The organism is Pseudomonas sp. WS 5146 (assembly GCF_012985495.1).
Taxonomy (GTDB): Bacteria; Pseudomonadota; Gammaproteobacteria; order Pseudomonadales; family Pseudomonadaceae; genus Aquipseudomonas; species Aquipseudomonas edaphica.
This window is the reverse complement of the sequence record NZ_JAAQWL010000004.1, coordinates 451,508-467,426: the sequence shown is the minus strand read 5'-3', so window position 1 is coordinate 467,426 and position 15,919 is coordinate 451,508. Positions and strand designations below refer to the sequence as shown.

The following is a 15,919-nucleotide window of genomic DNA, read 5'->3' as shown; positions in this document are numbered from 1 at the left end:
CGCGTCACGCAAAAGGAGCCTGCATGGGCGGTCGTATTTACACCTGTATTTTCGGATTTGGCCTGCTGACGCTGCTGAGCGGTTGCGGCCAGGAAAAGTCCGAACCCAAGGAACATTCGCGGGTGTTTGTGCAGGCCGTGCAACCTGCGGATTTTGCCGCCGCCGTGACCCTGACCGGCGATATCCAGGCCCGCGTGCAAACCGATTTGTCCTTTCGCGTGGGCGGCAAGATTATCCAGCGCATGGTCGACGTGGGCGACCGCGTGACCGCCAAGCAAGTGCTGGCCAAACTTGACCCCAAAGACTTGCAGACCAACGTCGATTCCGCCCAGGCCCAGGTCGTGGCCGAGCAGGCGCGGGTCAAGCAAACCGCCGCCGCCTTCGTACGCCAGGAAAAGCTCCTGCCCAAGGGCTACACCAGCCGCAGCGAATACGACGCTGCCCAAGCCGCGCTGCGTAGCAGCCAAAGCGCTCTGGCTGCCGCCCAAGCCCAATTGGCCAATGCCCGCGAACAACTCGGCTATACCGCGCTGGTCGCCGATGCACCTGGCGTGATCACTGCACGCCAGGCCGAAGTCGGCCAGGTGGTGCAGGCCACCGTGCCGATTTTCAGCCTGGCCACCGATGGCGAGCGCGATGCGGTGTTCAACGTCTATGAATCCTTGCTGGTGGAGCCGCCGCCCGATGCGCCGATCACCGTGAGCCTGCTGGATGACCCGAGCATCAAGGCCGTGGGTAAAGTGCGCGAAGTCACGCCCGCCGTGGCGGCCAATACCGGCACCGTGCAAGTGAAAATCGCCCTGCAATCGCTGCCTAAAGGCATGCAACTGGGCTCAGTGGTCAGCGCCACGGCCAATGGCCCGGCCAAGGCCAGTGTGGAGTTGCCGTGGTCGGCGCTGACCAAAGACCTCAACGAACCCGCCGTGTGGCTGATTGACGGCGACGGCAAGGCGCAACTGCACAAAGTCACGGTAGCGCGCTATCTGACCGGCAAAGTGATTATTGGCGACGGCCTTAAAGGCGGTGAAAAAGTCGTGGTGGCCGGCGGGCAATTGCTGCACCCGGGCATGATCGTCGAGATCGCCCAGCAAGGAGTCCAGCCATGAAGCGCCTGACGGCATTGCTTGCCGCCAGCCTGTTGCTGGTCGCTTGTTCCAAAGAGGAAACGCCGCCCGATCCCGTGCGCCCGGTGCTGTCCATGCAAGTGAAGTCCGAAGACCAGGAAAACCTCGGCCGCTTCGCCGGCACCATCCAGGCCCGCTACGAAAGCAACCTGGGTTTCCGCGTGCCTGGCCGTATCGCCCGCCGCGCCGTGGATGTCGGCGCCGAAGTGGAGAAGGGCGCCTTGCTCGCGGTGCTCGACCCCACCGACCAGCAAAACCAGTTGCGCGCCGCCCAAGGTGACCTGGCCCGCGTGCAGGCGCAGTTCATCAATGCCCAGGCCAACGCCCGGCGCCAGCAGGAACTGTTCAATCGCGGCGTCGGTGCCCAGGCCCAGCTGGATGTGGCGCAGACCGACTTGAAAACCACCCAGGCGACCCTTGATCAAGCCAAAGCCTCGGTCAACCAGGCTAAAGACCAACTCAACTACGCCGAACTGCGCACCGACCACGCCGGGATCGTCACCGCCTGGAATGCCGAGGCCGGACAAGTGGTCAGCGCCGGCCAGCAAGTGGTGACCCTGGCGCGCCCGGACATCAAGGAAGCGGTGATCGACCTGCCCGCCGGGCTTGCCGAGCGCCTGCCGCCGGACGTGGTATTCCTGGTCGCCGGGCAGCTCGACCCCAGCGTCAACACCACCGCCATCGTGCGCGAGATCGAACCCCTGGCCCAAAGCGCCACGCGCACCCGCCGCGCGCGCCTGACCCTGGCCGAGACGCCACCTGCGTTCCGCCTCGGCACCGCCATCAGCGTGACCCTGAGCACGGCCATTGCACCGCGTATCGAAGTACCGCTGACCGCCTTGCAGGAAGCCGACGGCAAAACCCGTATCTGGTTGCTCGACACCCAGAGCCAGACCGTGCTGCCGCGTGACGTCACGGTGATCAGCCGTGATGCCAACAGCGCCTTGCTCAACGGCGGCGTCAAACCCGGCGAACGCATCGTCACCGCTGGCGTGAACAGCCTGAAACCCGGGCAAAAAGTCAAAATCGACGAGGACAGCCCGCGATGAAAGGGAGCTTCAACTTATCCGACTGGGCCCTTAAGCATCAGTCCTTCGTCTGGTACTTGATGTTCGTCGCGCTGCTGATGGGCGTGTTCTCCTACATGAACCTGGGCCGCGAGGAAGACCCGTCGTTCACCATCAAGACCATGGTGATCCAGACCCGCTGGCCGGGCGCGACCCAGGAAGAAACCCTCAAGCAGGTCACCGACCGCATCGAGAAAAAACTCGAAGAACTCGACTCCCTTGACTACGTGAAGAGCTACACGCGGCCGGGTGAATCCACGGTATTCGTCTTCCTCAAGGACACCACCAGCGCCAAGGCCATCCCGGAGATCTGGTACCAGGTGCGCAAGAAGATCGACGATATTCGCGGCACCTTCCCCCAGGGTTTGCAGGGGCCGTCGTTCAACGATGAGTTCGGTGATGTGTTCGGCTCGGTCTACGCCTTTACCGGCGACGGCCTGTCGATGCGCCAACTGCGTGACTATGTGGAGCAGGTGCGTGCCGAAATTCGTTCGGTGCCGGGGCTGGGCAAGGTCGAGATGATCGGCCAGCAGGACGAAGTGATTTACCTGAACTTCTCCACGCGCAAACTCGCCGCGTTGGGCATTGATCAACGCCAAGTGGTGCAAAGCCTGCAATCACAGAACGCCGTGACGCCTGCCGGGGTGATCGAGGCCGGGCCGGAACGGATTTCGGTGCGCACGTCCGGGCAATTCGCTTCGGAGAAAGACCTGGCCAACGTCAACCTGCGGCTCAATGACCGTTTCTACCGGTTGGCCGACATTGCCGACATCAGCCGTGGCTACGTCGACCCGGCGCGGCCGATGTTCCGTTTCAACGGCAAACAGGCGATTGGCTTGGCCATCGCCATGCAGAAGGGCGGCAATATCCAATCCTTCGGCAAGGCGCTGCACACGCGCATGGACGAACTGACCGCCGACCTGCCAGTGGGCGTCGGCGTGCATAAGGTTTCCGACCAGGCCGAAGTGGTGGAAGAAGCCGTCGGCGGCTTTACCAGCGCCCTGTTTGAAGCGGTGATCATCGTGTTGGTGGTGAGCTTTATCAGCCTCGGCATGCGTGCCGGCCTGGTGGTGGCGTGCTCGATTCCACTGGTGCTGGCGCTGGTGTTCGTGTTCATGGAATACAGCGGCATCACCATGCAGCGGGTGTCGCTGGGCGCGTTGATCATCGCCCTCGGCCTGTTGGTGGACGACGCGATGATCACCGTCGAGATGATGATCACGCGCCTGGAAAAAGGCGAAACCAAGGAGCAGGCGGCGACCTACGCCTACACCTCCACAGCCTTCCCGATGCTCACCGGTACGCTGGTGACCGTCGCCGGCTTTGTGCCGATTGGCCTCAACGCCAGCTCGGCGGGCGAGTACACCTTCACCCTGTTTGCGGTGATTGCCGTGGCCATGCTGGTGTCGTGGGTGGTGGCGGTGCTGTTTGCGCCGGTGATCGGCGTGCATATCCTCAGCGCCAACGTGAAACCGCATGACGCCGAACCTGGGCGCATCGGCCGCGCCTTCAATGGCGGCATGCTCTGGGCCATGCGCAACCGCTGGTGGGCCATCGGCATTACCGTGGGCTTGTTTGTGGCCTCGGTGTTCTCCATGCAGTTTGTGCAGAACCAGTTTTTCCCGTCCTCGGACCGCCCGGAAATCCTCGTCGACCTCAACCTGCCACAAAACGCTTCGATCAATGAGACGCGCAAGGCCGTCGACCGCCTTGAAGCAATCATCAAGGACGACCCGGACATTGCGCGCTGGAGCACCTACATTGGCCAGGGTGCGATTCGTTTCTACCTGCCCCTGGACCAGCAACTGGAAAACCCTTACTACGCGCAGCTGGTCATCGTGAGCAAAGGCCTGGAAGAGCGCGGTGCGTTAATTGCACGCCTGCAAAAGCGCCTGCGCGATGATTTTGTCGGCATCGGCAGTTATGTGCAGCCGCTGGAAATGGGCCCGCCGGTGGGGCGGCCGATCCAGTATCGGGTGTCGGGCAAAGACATTGATCAGGTGCGCAAACACGCCATCGAACTGGCGACCTTGCTGGATAAAAACAGCCACCTGGGCGAGATCATCTACGACTGGAACGAGCCCGGCAAAGTGCTGCGCGTGGACATTGCCCAGGACAAGGCGCGCCAACTCGGGCTGTCGTCGGAAGACGTGGCGCAGTTGATGAACAGCGTGGTCAGCGGCGCTTCGGTGACCCAGGTACACGACGATATCTACCTGATCAACGTGGTTGGCCGCGCCGAAGATGCCGAGCGCGGTACGCCGGAAACCTTGCAGAACCTGCAGATCGTCACACCCAACGGCACCTCGATTCCGCTGCTGGCCTTCGCCACCGTTCGTTATGAGTTGGAGCAGCCGCTGGTATGGCGTCGCGACCGCAAGCCGACGATCACCATCAAGGCCTCGGTGCGCGATGAGATGCAGCCCACGGACCTGGTCAAACAGCTGGCGCCGACCATCGAGAAATTCAGCGCCGGGCTGCCGGTGGGTTACAAGGTGGCCACCGGCGGCACCGTCGAAGAAAGCGGCAAGGCCCAAGGCCCGATTGCCAAGGTGGTGCCGCTGATGCTGTTCCTGATGGCGACGTTCCTGATGATCCAGCTGCACAGCGTGCAGAAGATGTTCCTGGTGGCCAGTGTCGCGCCACTGGGCCTTATTGGCGTGGTGCTGGCGCTGATCCCCACCGGCACGCCCATGGGCTTTGTGGCGATCCTCGGCATTCTGGCGCTGATCGGCATCATCATCCGCAACTCGGTGATTCTGGTAACGCAGATCCACGAATATGAAGTGGCCGGCTACACAGCGTGGGACGCGGTGGTTGAAGCCACCGAGCACCGGCGCCGGCCGATCCTGCTCACCGCAGCGGCGGCCAGCCTGGGCATGATCCCGATTGCGCGGGAAGTGTTCTGGGGGCCGATGGCCTACGCGATGATTGGCGGGATCATCATTGCGACCTTGCTGACGCTGCTGTTTTTGCCGGCGTTGTATGTGGCTTGGTACAAGATTCGCGAGCCGAAAAAAGAACAGGCCTGACCATCGGAGCCTTCCTGAATGGATGTGGGAAGGTTCTTTGAAACACTTTTCGAACACTTGCTGAGGCTTATGTGCATTACCCTCCGGGCCTGATCTTGTCTGGAAGGCCCGTGCCATGCGTCATTTTTTGCTGGTTGTCAGCCTGTTGTTATCTCCACTGGCATTAGCCGGCACCGTGTTGGAAAACGCCCTGTGGCGTGTCGAACTCGACCCCGCCACGCTCGCGCTGCGCGTTACGCCCGCAGGCGAGACCTCGGTGCAGGCGTCCAGCGGTGTGGCTGCCCATGCTGTCAGTGATTTGCAAGCGGGTGCCGAGCAGGCTGCCTGGCAGTGGGACAACGGCGCCTATCGCCTGACGGCTCGCCTTGAGCAGCGCGACCTGTCCCTGACCCTCAGCGCCCGCGAGCCGGGTGAACTGCCGCTGCTGCGCCAACCCGCTGCGGCCATGGGCAAGGGGTTGATCTGGCCCTTGGCCGAAGGTCATTACGTACCGGCCGGTAACGCCGTGTGGAAAGCGTTTTTGCTGGAGCAGGGCGAACTCAATACTACCCAGGACCTCAGCCTGCCGTTATGGGGCATGGATCACGGCCGCTTCACGTTGAGCTGGTTGCTGACCAACCCCTACAACAACCACTTGCAATGGCAGGCCGACGGCCAGGGCCTGGCACTTTCGGTGGCTCACGAATTTACCCGTCTTGACCCCACGGCGCCGATGACCTTGCGCTTGCACCTGGGTGACGCCGACCCATTGGCCGGTGCCAAGCGCTATCGCCAATGGCTGGTAGAGCAGGGCCGCTACGAGCCGCTGGCGGACAAGCTGCAACAAACCCCCGAGGCCAAAAAACTGCTGGGCGCCAGCCATGTCTACCTGTGGGGCAACAGCCTGCTGGCCCCCGCTGATGTGCGTGATTGGCCGCTGCTGGTCAAACGCTTGCGCGGCCATGCACTCAAGGGGTTGATGGACAAAGAGGCGACTCAGGTTCTGGCGCAGGCCAAGGCTTTGAACCGTTATGAGCAAGGCGTTTTGTTGCGGGGCCTGAATGCGGCGATCAATCAGCAAGCGCGGCAGGCTTGGCAAGTCGAAGACCCGGACATGACCCGACTCGCCGCCCGCTATGGTGAACTGCGCAGCGAGCTGGCCAAGGACTTTGCCGGGGCCTTGACCGGCACCCCCGAGACCTGGGGCAGCCAGACGATTCAATCCCTGCGCGACGCCGGGCTGCCGCGCCTGTTGCTGACCCTGGGCGAAGGCTGGGAAGGTGGCCTGTGGCATCCCGAAGCAATTCGCGCCGGTGTCGCAGCCGGTTACCTGATGGCGCCCTACGACTCCTATGAAACCGCCTTGTCCGCCAGCGAAAACCCGGACTGGACCACCGCGCACCTGGGCGCCAAGGCCTACCGTGACTGCGCGATTGTGCTCAAGGACGGCAAGCTGAAAACCGGCTTCCAGCAATCGGGCCACTACATCGACCCGCGCTGTATACGGCCTTTGCTGGAAGCACGGGTGAAGGCGGTGCAGGCCAGGGCCGGTTTTAACGCCTGGTTCCTGGATGCCTACGCCACCGGCATGGTGTTCGACAGCTACCGTGACAGTGCGCCCATGACTCAGGCGCAGAACGCCGAAGGCAATATCGACGCCTCCCGTTGGATCAACACGGTACTCAAGCTGCCGGCGGGTTCCGAAGATGGCAATGCCAGCACCGCCCAAGGCACTCTGTTCGCCCACGGCATGCAGACGCCGGTGATCGGCTGGGGCGATCGACAGATGACCCAGGACAAGCAATCCCCCTATTACGTCGGCAACTGGTACCCGCCGGAGCAGCCGGCAGTGTTCTTCAAGCCTGTGCCGTTAAAAGAGCCGTTTCGCACGCTGTACTTCGACCCGACCATGCGCCTGCCGCTGTATCAGGCGGTGTTCCACGGCTCGGTGATTACCACCCACCATTGGCTGTTCGACAGCCTGAAGCTGAGCAATGTGCAGGCCGAGAACGAGCTGACCCAACTGCTCTACAACGTGCCGCCTTTGTATCACCTCACGGATGCGACGCTTAAGCAGCGGCTGCCGGTGATTCAGCATCAGGATCGGTTTTTCAGGCCGTTGCATCAGCGTTTGGCGGCTCAGGCGATGACCGATTTCCGTTGGCTGACAGCGGACAAACAGGTGCAACAGACTACCTTTACCGATGGCACAAGGTTGGTGGCGAATTTTTCTGTGCAGGAGCAAGCGGGGTATGTGGGGCGCAGTGTGACGGCGTTGGTGGCGGGTGAGAAACCGGTGGTGTATCAGGTGAAATAGCGGCGCTGCTTAAATCGCCATCGCAGGCAAGCCAGCTCCCACATTTTGATGTGTGAACACCTTCGAATGTGGGAGCTGGCTTGCCTGCGATAGCGTCAGATCAAACAACGAACCTCTATGCCTTGCGCCACACACTCGCCAACCAAGGCTGTTGCTCGCGCGGCAACCCGGCCGGTCGGTAGTAATGCTCCAACTCCACAAACCCCGCCGCTGTCAGCAAACCCCGCCACGCCTCCAGGTCGTGATAAGACCCGTACCGAGGCCCGTTCCAGCCTTCTTGATTCTCACCCCGAGGGTTGGAACTGAACAACACACCACCCGGCTTCAGCGCCCCATGCAGCTGCTTGAGCACCCGAGGCAGCTCCTGTTTGGGAATATGAAACAGCACCGCATTGGCAAATACCCCATCAAAGCGCGCGGCGGGTAAATCCAGCTTCAGGAAGTCCTGCTGCAACACTTCACAACCACTGTCTTCACGCGCCATTTGCGCAAAGCGCTCAGAGCCATCCAGCCCGACGGCGATATGCCCCATGCGCGTAAACGTCTGCAAATCCCGCCCAGGGCCGCAGCCGAAATCCAGCACGGTGAACGGGGGCGTGCCCTGGATATGCCGCAGCAGGGCGTCGATGTTCTGGCTCACATCGTGATCGCGGGTGCCTTCACGGAAGTCTTCGGCGACTTTGTTGTAGTGGTCGAGGGTGGTGGTGGTGATCTGGTTGAGGTCGTCGGGCTTTAGGGTCATGACGGGTAATACCGGGCGCTGAGATTGCCCGACTATACCTCACCTCTCCCTTACCTCTTATTAAGCACCCGCGCCAACCGATCCCCACCCAACTGAATCACCGCCACCAACGCCACCAGCAGCACAATCACGGTCAGCATGATCTGCGTATCAAACCGCTGGTAGCCATACCGATACGCAATGTCCCCCAAGCCTCCAGCCCCAATCGCCCCGGCCATGGCCGATGAGTTGATCATCGTCACCAGGGTAATCGTAAACCCGCCGACAATCCCCGGCAGCGCCTCGGGAAGCAGCACATGCCAGATAATGTGCCAGCGCCGGCAGCCCATGGCTTGTGCAGCCTCGATCAAGCCGTGATCGACCTCACGCAAACTCACCTCGGCGATCCGCGCGAAGAACGGCGTGGCGGCGATGGTCAGTGGTACAACGGCGGCCCACACGCCATAGGTGGTGCCGACGATCAGCCGGGTGAACGGGATCAGCGCCACCATCAGGATCAAAAACGGAATGGAGCGGAACAGATTGACGAACGCCCCCAGCACGCGGTTCAGCGTGGGGGCTTGGTAGATGCTGCCCTTGTCGCTGGTGACCAGGAACACCGCCAGCGGAATACCTGCCAGCAACGCGATCAGTGATGACACGCCGACCATCAACAAGGTGTCGATGGCGCCCTGCAATAAACGATCAAACCACATAGCCCAGTACCTCTACCTGTTGCGCCCAATTCCCCGCGCGGCTGCGCAACTCTTCGGCGTTGTGGGGCGAGCCATTTACCGCCAACAGCAATTGCCCCAGGGCATGCCCCTGAATCCGTTCCACACCGCCTTGCAATAAGCGCACGCGCCCTCCGAGGGCAGCGAACAGCGCGGCCAGGTCGGGTTCGTCCGCGGCGCTGCCGGTGAACTGCAACCGCAACACCACCGCCGCCGTCGACGCAGGTTCAGCCTGCAAGCGACTTTGCAGTTCGTCCGGCAGCCCGTGTTGCAACGGCGCCAGCAGGGTTTGGCTGACCTCGTGCTGCGGGTTGCCGAACACTTGCCACACCGGGCCTTGCTCGACGATGCGCCCGTGTTCCAATACCACCACGCGGTCGCAGATATCGCGAATCACCGCCATCTCGTGGGTGATCAACACGATGGTCAGGCCCAGGCGCTGGTTGATCTCGCGCAACAGGCCGAGGATCGATTGGGTAGTTTCCGGGTCGAGGGCCGAAGTGGCTTCGTCGCACAGCAAAATCTGCGGGTCATGCACCAGCGAGCGGGCGATGCCCACGCGCTGCTTCTGCCCGCCGGAGAGTTGCGCCGGATAGGCTTTGTGCTTGTCTTTGAGGCCGACCAACTCCAGCAACTCGCGCACTTTTTGCTCACGCTGCAGCTTGGGCACACCGGCGACTTTCAGCGGCAGTTCGACGTTCTGCCATACGGTCTTGGCCGACATCAGGTTGAAGTGCTGGAAGATCATGCCGATGCGCCTCCGCAGCGCCACCAGGCGGTCTTCGTCGAACTCCCCGATGTCCACCTGATCGATCAGTACGCGGCCGCTGCTGGGTTGCTCCAGGCGGTTGATGGTGCGGATCAGCGAGGATTTACCGGCGCCGCTGCGGCCGATAATGCCGAACACTTCACCGTGCTGGATCGCCAGATCAATGCCTTGCAGGGCATGCACGGCGCCGTCATAGGTTTTGCCCAGGTTGATAAAACGCACATGGGCGCGGTTCAGGTCCGGGTGCAGCTCTGTCTGCTCGGCGTCCCGGGGCGGCGTGCCCAGGTCGCGCAGTTGGGCGTTGGCGGCGGTCATTTTTTATCTTCCCAGCCGACCTGGTAGAGCTTGCCGAGGGATTTATCCAGCGCCGCACGTACCACTGGTGAGTGCTGGTAAATGTCGACGAACTTGATCACGCGCGGGTCGGTTTTGCTCTTGGGCTGGATCACAAACTGAATCACGTATTCCGGGTGATCGAGGCCGTCGAACAGCAGCGCCGACTCGGCATCGAAGGTCTTGGACAGGCGGATATAGGCCGGGTAGCCCTGCACCAGATCGGCGTCGTCATAGGCGCGCACCAGTTGCACGGCCTCGACTTGCAGGATCTTGAGCTTTTTCGGGTTGGCGATGATGTCTTCTTCGGTGGCCTTGTAGCCCACGCCCGGCTTGAGGCTGATCAGCCCGGCCTTGGCCAGCAATTGCAGGCCGCGACCGCTGTTGATCGGGTCGTTGGCAATCGCCACGCTGGCGCCTTGGGGCAGGTCGTTGATGGTTGTGTACTTCTTGGAATACAGCCCGACGTTATTGATGATGCCCGGCGCATACGGCACCAGGTCAAAACCGGCGGCGGCCTTGGCGTTTTCCAGGAACGGAATGTGCTGGAAGTAGTTCACGTCGATATCGCCGGCGGCCAGGCTGACGTTGGGCGCGATCCAGTCGGTGAACTCCACCAGCTCGACTTTCAGGCCTTGCTTGTCGGCTTCGGCCACGGCGGCTTCGAGGGGAATCGCGAAGGCGGCGGTGGTACCGATTTTCAGCGGTGCGTCAGCGGAAAATACGGCCGAGCTGAACAAGCCGAAGGCCAGGGCCAGTGCTTTGACTGGGTGGGAGAGCCGTGTTTTTTTCATAATCGATTTCCAGTCATAAGGTAATGGATAAGAACAATGCGGTTCTAAATGTGGGAGCTGGCTTGCCTGCGATGGCGGTGGGTCAGCAAAAAAAATGTGGCTGACAGACCGCTATCGCAGCGGTGCGACGGTTCGACAAGCCAGCTCCCACAGTTTTGGTTCAGTGTCGGTAAGTGGAACCGGTGTGTTGCTCGGGTAGGCGAGCCCCGGCGTGGAAGACCTTTTCGCGCAGTGTTCCCTGCTCATAGGCCGTCTTGTACGACCCACGCTTCTGCAGCTCCGGCACCACCAGGTCGATAAAGTCGACATAGCTTTCCGGCGTCACAATCCGCGTCAAATTGAAGCCGTCCAGGCCGGTCTCGCTGATCCAGGATTCCAGCTCATCAGCCACTTGCTCGGGCGAGCCAACCAAAGTGATGTAGCGCCCACCCAAGGCGTGCTGCTCCAGCAATTTGCGCCGGGTCCAGTCGTTGTTCTGCAGGTTCTTGGTGGCCGACTGAATCGCGTTGCTCTTCACGTACTGGATCGGTTCGTCGATCTCGTATTGAGAAAAATCAATCGCCGTGGACGCCGAAAAATGCGCCACGCCGGCTTCCGGGCTGGCGTAGCTCAAGTACTCGGCGTGCTTGGCCCAGGCCAGCGCTTCGGTGGCGCCAACGATCACGTTAAGCCCCATGAACACCTTGATGTCCTCCGGGTTGCGCCCGGCCTCGACGGCACTGGCGCGCACCTTGTCCACCTGGGTTTTGGTCGCGGCCTTGTTCTGGCCGCTGATGAACACGCACTCGGCATGTTGCCCGGCGAACAGCAGGCCACGGTCCGAACTGCCGGCCTGGAACAATACCGGCGTGCGCTGCGGCGACGGTTCGCACAGGTGATAACCCTCGACCTGATAGAACTCGCCGTGATGCTCGACCTTGTGCACCTTGCCCGGCTGCGCGTAGACCCGCTGCTTGGGGTCGTTGAGCACCGCGTCGTCTTCCCAGCTGCCTTCCCAGAGTTTGTACAGCACCTGCAGGTACTCATCGGCCTGGTCATAGCGGCGGTCATGCTCAACCTGCTCGGTCAGGCCCATGGCCTTGGCGGCGCTGTCGAGGTAGCCGGTGACGATGTTCCAGCCAACCCGGCCACGGCTCAGGTGATCGAGCGTGGACATGCGTCGGGCGAACAGGTACGGCGGCTCGTAGGTGAGGTTGGCGGTGAGGCCGAAACCGAGGTTTTTGGTCACGGCGGCCATGGCCGAGACCAACAGCAGCGGGTCATTGACCGGCAGTTGGATCGACTCTTTGAGCGGCACGTCGATAGCGTTCTGGTAGACGTCGTACACGCCGACGATATCCGCGATGAACAAACCGTCGAACAGCCCGCGTTCCAGGGTTTGCGCCAGGTCGGTCCAGTATTCGACGGTTTTGTACTGCGTCGAGGTATCCCGTGGGTGGGTCCACAGGCCGTGGTTGATATGCCCGATGCAATTCATGTTGAAGGCATTGAGCAGGATTTTTTTCTTCGCCATTCAGATGGTCCCCCGCAGGGGTGGGTTTTCATCGTTGAGGTAGTAATTGCCCACCGCGTGGTATTTCCAGCGCACCGGGTCGTGCAGGGTGTGCACGCGGGCGTTGCGCCAGTGGCGGTCGAGGCCATGCTCGGCCAGAGTGGCCTGGCTGCCGGCCAACTCGAATAAGGTGCTGCTGGCAGCCAGGGAAATTTCCGTGCTCAGGGCGCGCACTTCGGCGACAGCAATAGAGGCCGCCGCGACGGTCTGGGCATTGCTGTCGGCCTGGGCGCGGTCGAGGTATTCACCCGAGCGCTCCAGCAAGGCCTCGGCCGCGTGCAGGCGGATACTCAAGTGGCCGAAGCTCTTGAGTGTCAGCGGGTCTTCGCTGGCCTTGTCGTTGCCGGCGTCGATCCACGGGCGGGTTTTGGTGCGCACAAAGTGCAGCGCATCCTCAAAGGCGGCACGGGCGATGCCGGTGTCGATGGCGGCGTGAAGGATCTGCGCCAGCGGGCCGACGGTGGTCGGGCGCTCGAAGGCGCTCTGAAACGGGATCACGTCCTCGGCGGCCACCCACACGTTGTCGAACACCACCGAGCCGCTGCCAGTGGTGCGCTGGCCGAAACCACTCCAGTCGTCGATCACGCTCAAGCCCTCGCTGTCGCGGGGCACAAACGCCAGTTGCTGCACGCCGTGTTCATCCACTACCGAGGTGGGGATGCGCTGGGCGTAGATCGCACCGGTGGAGTAGAACTTGCGCCCTGTGATGCGAAAACCATCGCCATCGCGGGTGATGGCGGTGACGCGGTCATGGGCGGTTTTGGTGCCGAGTTCCGCCAAGGCGTTGCCGAAACGTTGCCCGGCGAGTACTTCGGCGTACAGGCGTTGTTGCTGGGCCGGGCTGCCGTTTACGCGCAGCACTTCCAGCGCATAAAAGTGGTTTTGCGGGATCTGGCCCAGCGAGGCGTCTGCCTGGGCGATCAGGGCGATGACCTTGGCCAGGGTGACGTTGGAAACGCCAGCGCCGCCATACTCCTTGGGTACGCTGATGCCCCACAGGCCGGAGCGCGAAAACACGTCCAGTTCAGGCAAGGGCAGGCGGCGTTCGCGGTCGCGCTGGGCGCTGTCACGGCGGAAGTCTTCGGCCAGGTCGCTGGCGACAATAAGGGCGTGTTCGTCGCTGGTGATGACCGCGACGTTAGGGGAAAAAGGCATGGGTTTCTCCAGATGTCTGGTCGGTCAGATCCAGGAATGTCGAGCAGGCAAAGTGCCGTTCAGTCGATACGCGCCGATGGCGTGATACTTCCAGCGCACCGGGTCGTGCAGGGTGTGCACGCGGGCGTTGCGCCAGTGGCGGTCGAGGTTGAATTCGGCGAGGGTGGCGCGGCTGCCGGCCAGTTCGAAGAGCTTTTCGCTGACCAGCAACGACACTTCGGTGGTCAGCACCTTGGCCTCGGACACGGCAATCGAGGCGCGGGCGGCCGATTGCGCGGTGATCGGCGCGGCGCTGACCTCGTCCAGCACCTTGCCGGCCTTGCGCAGCAGGGCTTCGGCGGCGTGCAGTTCGATTTTCAGTTTGCCGATATCGGCGATCACGTACAGGTCATCGCTGGCGCGTTCGACCTTGGCGTCGATCCACGGGCGCGAACGTTCGCGCACGAAGGCGATGGTGTCATCCAGCGCCCCACGGGCGATGCCGGCATCGATGGCGGCCTGGATCAGTTGCGAAACGGCGCCCTGGATATTCGGGCTTTCGCCGAGGCGCCAGTTGTCGACGACCAACTCTGCGTCCACCGGCACCTGATCGAGCAATACCGTGCCGCTGGCGGTGGTGCGTTGGCCAAAGCCCGACCAATCGTCAACGATGCGCAGTCCTGGCGTGCCACGGCGCACGAACGCCATGACTTGCTTGCCGTCATCGTTGAGTGCTTTTACTGCGACCCAATGGGCGAACAAGGCGCCGGTGGAGTAGAACTTCTGGCCGCTGATCACATAGCCGTCATCCTTGGCCGTGAGGCGCGCCTTGAGTTCCAGGGTGTTTTTGGTGCCGCGCTCGGGGCCGCCATTGCCGATGCGCCAACCGTCGAGCACGCTTTGGAACAGCTGCTTTTTCTGGCGCGCGGTGGCGGTGCTTTGCAGCAGGTGCAGAATGCCGAAATGGTTCTGCGGGATTTGCCCGAGGGCCGGGTCCGCTGCGCTGATGATCGCGAACACTTCGGCCAGGGTCACGAATGACACCTGGGGGCCGCCGTATTCACGGGGAATGGAAATACTGCCCAGCCCGCTGCGGGTGAACTGTTCAAGCTGCGCCCAGGGCAGCTTGCGCTGCTGGTCGCGTTTGGCCGCTTGCAGGCGCGCGGCCTGAGCCAGCTCATGGGCTGCGCTCAACGCCTGGGCGTCGTTGCGCAGCACCGTGGCCGGCAACAGCAGTGGGGCTACGTCCAGATCACTCTGGGGGGGTGTTAGAGCCAAGTTAGACATCAGCGCCGCTCCTTGGCTGCACGTAATGCCCTGGCGTTATGCACCGGGGTAATTCTGACCATACCGACCTCGCATTCAATGAAATAGAAACAAAAAAATCAGAGATGTCCGGTGGTCCGGTGCATATACCCTAAGCGTGTTAAATCTTTAAATAAACTAACTTTTAGGAATATGCATAGAAGGGCTGTCACCCAGGTTCGCAGGGGGAACCGGGCTGACGCGGTTGATAGATCGTTGTGGCGCTGGCTGGCCGGGCTGGCGGCTGTGGCGCGCAGGTGGCGATATTCAAGGTGCGCACCGGCGCCCAGCGCGAATTATTGCCGACCCGATCGAGAATGCAGTACGTCACGTCCAGGCGGCTGTCGTCACCCGCTTCGATAATCATTGTGGACGGCACCCACACCTGCACCGGCAGGCCGACGCCTTTGGCCTGGATTCTTGGCAGGTCCAGGCGCACGTCGCCCCAGCGCAAGGTGATTGAATCGCCCGTGGCCATGTTCAGGTAGGGCTGGATGGTCAGCGGAATGCCGCGCCGCACCTGGCTGCCGTTGACACCGTAGCGGCGGATGGTTTCGGGCAGGCACACCGGGGCGAGGTTCTGGTTTTCATCGTCCAGCAGTGCAGAAGGGTGGCCACCGGGATAGCAGGTCTTCACAGGCACCTGAGTGAGGTCTGAACGTGCCGGGCCGTGGCCGACTTGCATGACCTGGTAGTGAACCCGTGCGGTGCCATCCTGAATAAAACTTTCGGGTACACGCAGGCGGGTCAGCGTGCCGACCTTGCACGCGGTAATCCGACGTGAGTCGGCAAAGCAGTTGTTCCAGAACAGTTCGATCAGGTCGCCCTCGTCCATGCCAGGGTAAGGCGCGATATCCACCTGCAATTGGGTGGCGGCGAGGGCATTGATGCCGTGTCGATTCGCCTGGGGCAGGGTCGGGGCGGTGAGCGTGGCCTGGGGTGCGGTGCGCGTCATAAGTAATCTCCTTGATGCAGCCAGCAGCAATCGTTCCGGCGCCCGTGGCGCGATTGCGCGCAGGGTGCCGAAAGGAACGATTCAGTGAGTAGCCGGGATAGGA

Annotated in this window: 12 protein-coding genes; 4 read left to right on the top strand and 8 right to left on the bottom strand. The window is 62.1% G+C overall.

Annotated features, from left to right (window positions below; genetic code table 11):
* The first annotated feature begins 23 nt into the window (after window positions 1-23).
* From HBO41_RS14315 to HBO41_RS14300, 4 genes are all read left to right on the top strand, one after another.
* Window positions 24-1,106 carry an efflux RND transporter periplasmic adaptor subunit gene (locus HBO41_RS14315; protein ID WP_138453973.1) on the top strand — a complete coding sequence of 361 codons (1,083 nt, stop codon included), beginning with the start codon at window positions 24-26 and terminating at the stop codon, window positions 1,104-1,106.
* Complete coding sequence (locus HBO41_RS14310) at window positions 1,103-2,173, top strand: efflux RND transporter periplasmic adaptor subunit (RefSeq protein ID WP_169986685.1); 1,071 nt, start codon at window positions 1,103-1,105, stop codon at window positions 2,171-2,173. The genes HBO41_RS14315 and HBO41_RS14310 overlap by 4 nt, the downstream gene beginning before the upstream one ends.
* A complete protein-coding gene (locus HBO41_RS14305; protein WP_169986683.1) occupies window positions 2,170-5,223 on the top strand; it encodes an efflux RND transporter permease subunit in 3,054 nt (1,017 codons plus the stop codon). The genes HBO41_RS14310 and HBO41_RS14305 overlap by 4 nt, the downstream gene beginning before the upstream one ends.
* Before the next feature lie 115 nt (window positions 5,224-5,338).
* Window positions 5,339-7,519 carry a glycoside hydrolase gene (locus HBO41_RS14300; protein WP_169986681.1) on the top strand — a complete coding sequence of 727 codons (2,181 nt, stop codon included), beginning with the start codon at window positions 5,339-5,341 and terminating at the stop codon, window positions 7,517-7,519.
* Between the two features lie 115 nt (window positions 7,520-7,634).
* On the opposite strand, the gene HBO41_RS14295 is transcribed toward HBO41_RS14300, so the two are convergent.
* The 8 genes from HBO41_RS14295 to HBO41_RS14260 form a co-directional block, all read right to left on the bottom strand.
* Entirely contained in the window at window positions 7,635-8,261 is a 627-nt protein-coding gene (locus tag HBO41_RS14295) for a bifunctional 2-polyprenyl-6-hydroxyphenol methylase/3-demethylubiquinol 3-O-methyltransferase UbiG (protein WP_169986679.1), read from the bottom strand.
* 50 nt (window positions 8,262-8,311) lie between these two features.
* Window positions 8,312-8,956: a methionine ABC transporter permease gene (locus HBO41_RS14290; RefSeq protein ID WP_169986677.1), complete on the bottom strand. Its 645-nt coding sequence runs from the start codon at window positions 8,954-8,956 to the stop codon at window positions 8,312-8,314.
* Entirely contained in the window at window positions 8,946-10,058 is a 1,113-nt protein-coding gene (locus HBO41_RS14285; protein ID WP_017135738.1) for a methionine ABC transporter ATP-binding protein, read from the bottom strand. The genes HBO41_RS14290 and HBO41_RS14285 overlap by 11 nt, the downstream gene beginning before the upstream one ends.
* Complete coding sequence (locus tag HBO41_RS14280; protein WP_169986675.1) at window positions 10,055-10,870, bottom strand: MetQ/NlpA family ABC transporter substrate-binding protein; 816 nt, start codon at window positions 10,868-10,870, stop codon at window positions 10,055-10,057. The genes HBO41_RS14285 and HBO41_RS14280 overlap by 4 nt, the downstream gene beginning before the upstream one ends.
* A gap of 160 nt (window positions 10,871-11,030) precedes the next feature.
* Entirely contained in the window at window positions 11,031-12,383 is a 1,353-nt protein-coding gene (locus HBO41_RS14275) for an LLM class flavin-dependent oxidoreductase (RefSeq protein WP_169986673.1), read from the bottom strand.
* Entirely contained in the window at window positions 12,384-13,577 is a 1,194-nt protein-coding gene (locus tag HBO41_RS14270; protein ID WP_169986670.1) for an SfnB family sulfur acquisition oxidoreductase, read from the bottom strand.
* Between the two features lie 24 nt (window positions 13,578-13,601).
* A complete protein-coding gene (locus HBO41_RS14265; RefSeq protein ID WP_169986668.1) occupies window positions 13,602-14,843 on the bottom strand; it encodes an SfnB family sulfur acquisition oxidoreductase in 1,242 nt (413 codons plus the stop codon).
* 187 nt (window positions 14,844-15,030) lie between these two features.
* Window positions 15,031-15,816, bottom strand: coding sequence for a hypothetical protein (locus HBO41_RS14260; RefSeq protein ID WP_026013583.1), 786 nt, complete (start codon window positions 15,814-15,816; stop codon window positions 15,031-15,033).
* Between the last annotated feature and the right edge of the window lie 103 nt (window positions 15,817-15,919).

Bases quoted from the DNA above. Each gene is read 5' to 3' on its own strand.
- HBO41_RS14315 (WP_138453973.1), top strand. From the start codon at position 24: ATGGGCGGTCGTATTTACACCTGTATTTTCGGATTTGGCCTGCTGACG.
- HBO41_RS14310 (WP_169986685.1), top strand. From the start codon at position 1,103: ATGAAGCGCCTGACGGCATTGCTTGCCGCCAGCCTGTTGCTGGTCGCT.
- HBO41_RS14305 (WP_169986683.1), top strand. From the start codon at position 2,170: ATGAAAGGGAGCTTCAACTTATCCGACTGGGCCCTTAAGCATCAGTCC.
- HBO41_RS14300 (WP_169986681.1), top strand. From the start codon at position 5,339: ATGCGTCATTTTTTGCTGGTTGTCAGCCTGTTGTTATCTCCACTGGCA.
- HBO41_RS14295 (WP_169986679.1), bottom strand. From the start codon at position 8,261: ATGACCCTAAAGCCCGACGACCTCAACCAGATCACCACCACCACCCTC.
- HBO41_RS14290 (WP_169986677.1), bottom strand. From the start codon at position 8,956: ATGTGGTTTGATCGTTTATTGCAGGGCGCCATCGACACCTTGTTGATG.
- HBO41_RS14285 (WP_017135738.1), bottom strand. From the start codon at position 10,058: ATGACCGCCGCCAACGCCCAACTGCGCGACCTGGGCACGCCGCCCCGG.
- HBO41_RS14280 (WP_169986675.1), bottom strand. From the start codon at position 10,870: ATGAAAAAAACACGGCTCTCCCACCCAGTCAAAGCACTGGCCCTGGCC.
- HBO41_RS14275 (WP_169986673.1), bottom strand. From the start codon at position 12,383: ATGGCGAAGAAAAAAATCCTGCTCAATGCCTTCAACATGAATTGCATC.
- HBO41_RS14270 (WP_169986670.1), bottom strand. From the start codon at position 13,577: ATGCCTTTTTCCCCTAACGTCGCGGTCATCACCAGCGACGAACACGCC.
- HBO41_RS14265 (WP_169986668.1), bottom strand. From the start codon at position 14,843: ATGTCTAACTTGGCTCTAACACCCCCCCAGAGTGATCTGGACGTAGCC.
- HBO41_RS14260 (WP_026013583.1), bottom strand. From the start codon at position 15,816: ATGACGCGCACCGCACCCCAGGCCACGCTCACCGCCCCGACCCTGCCC.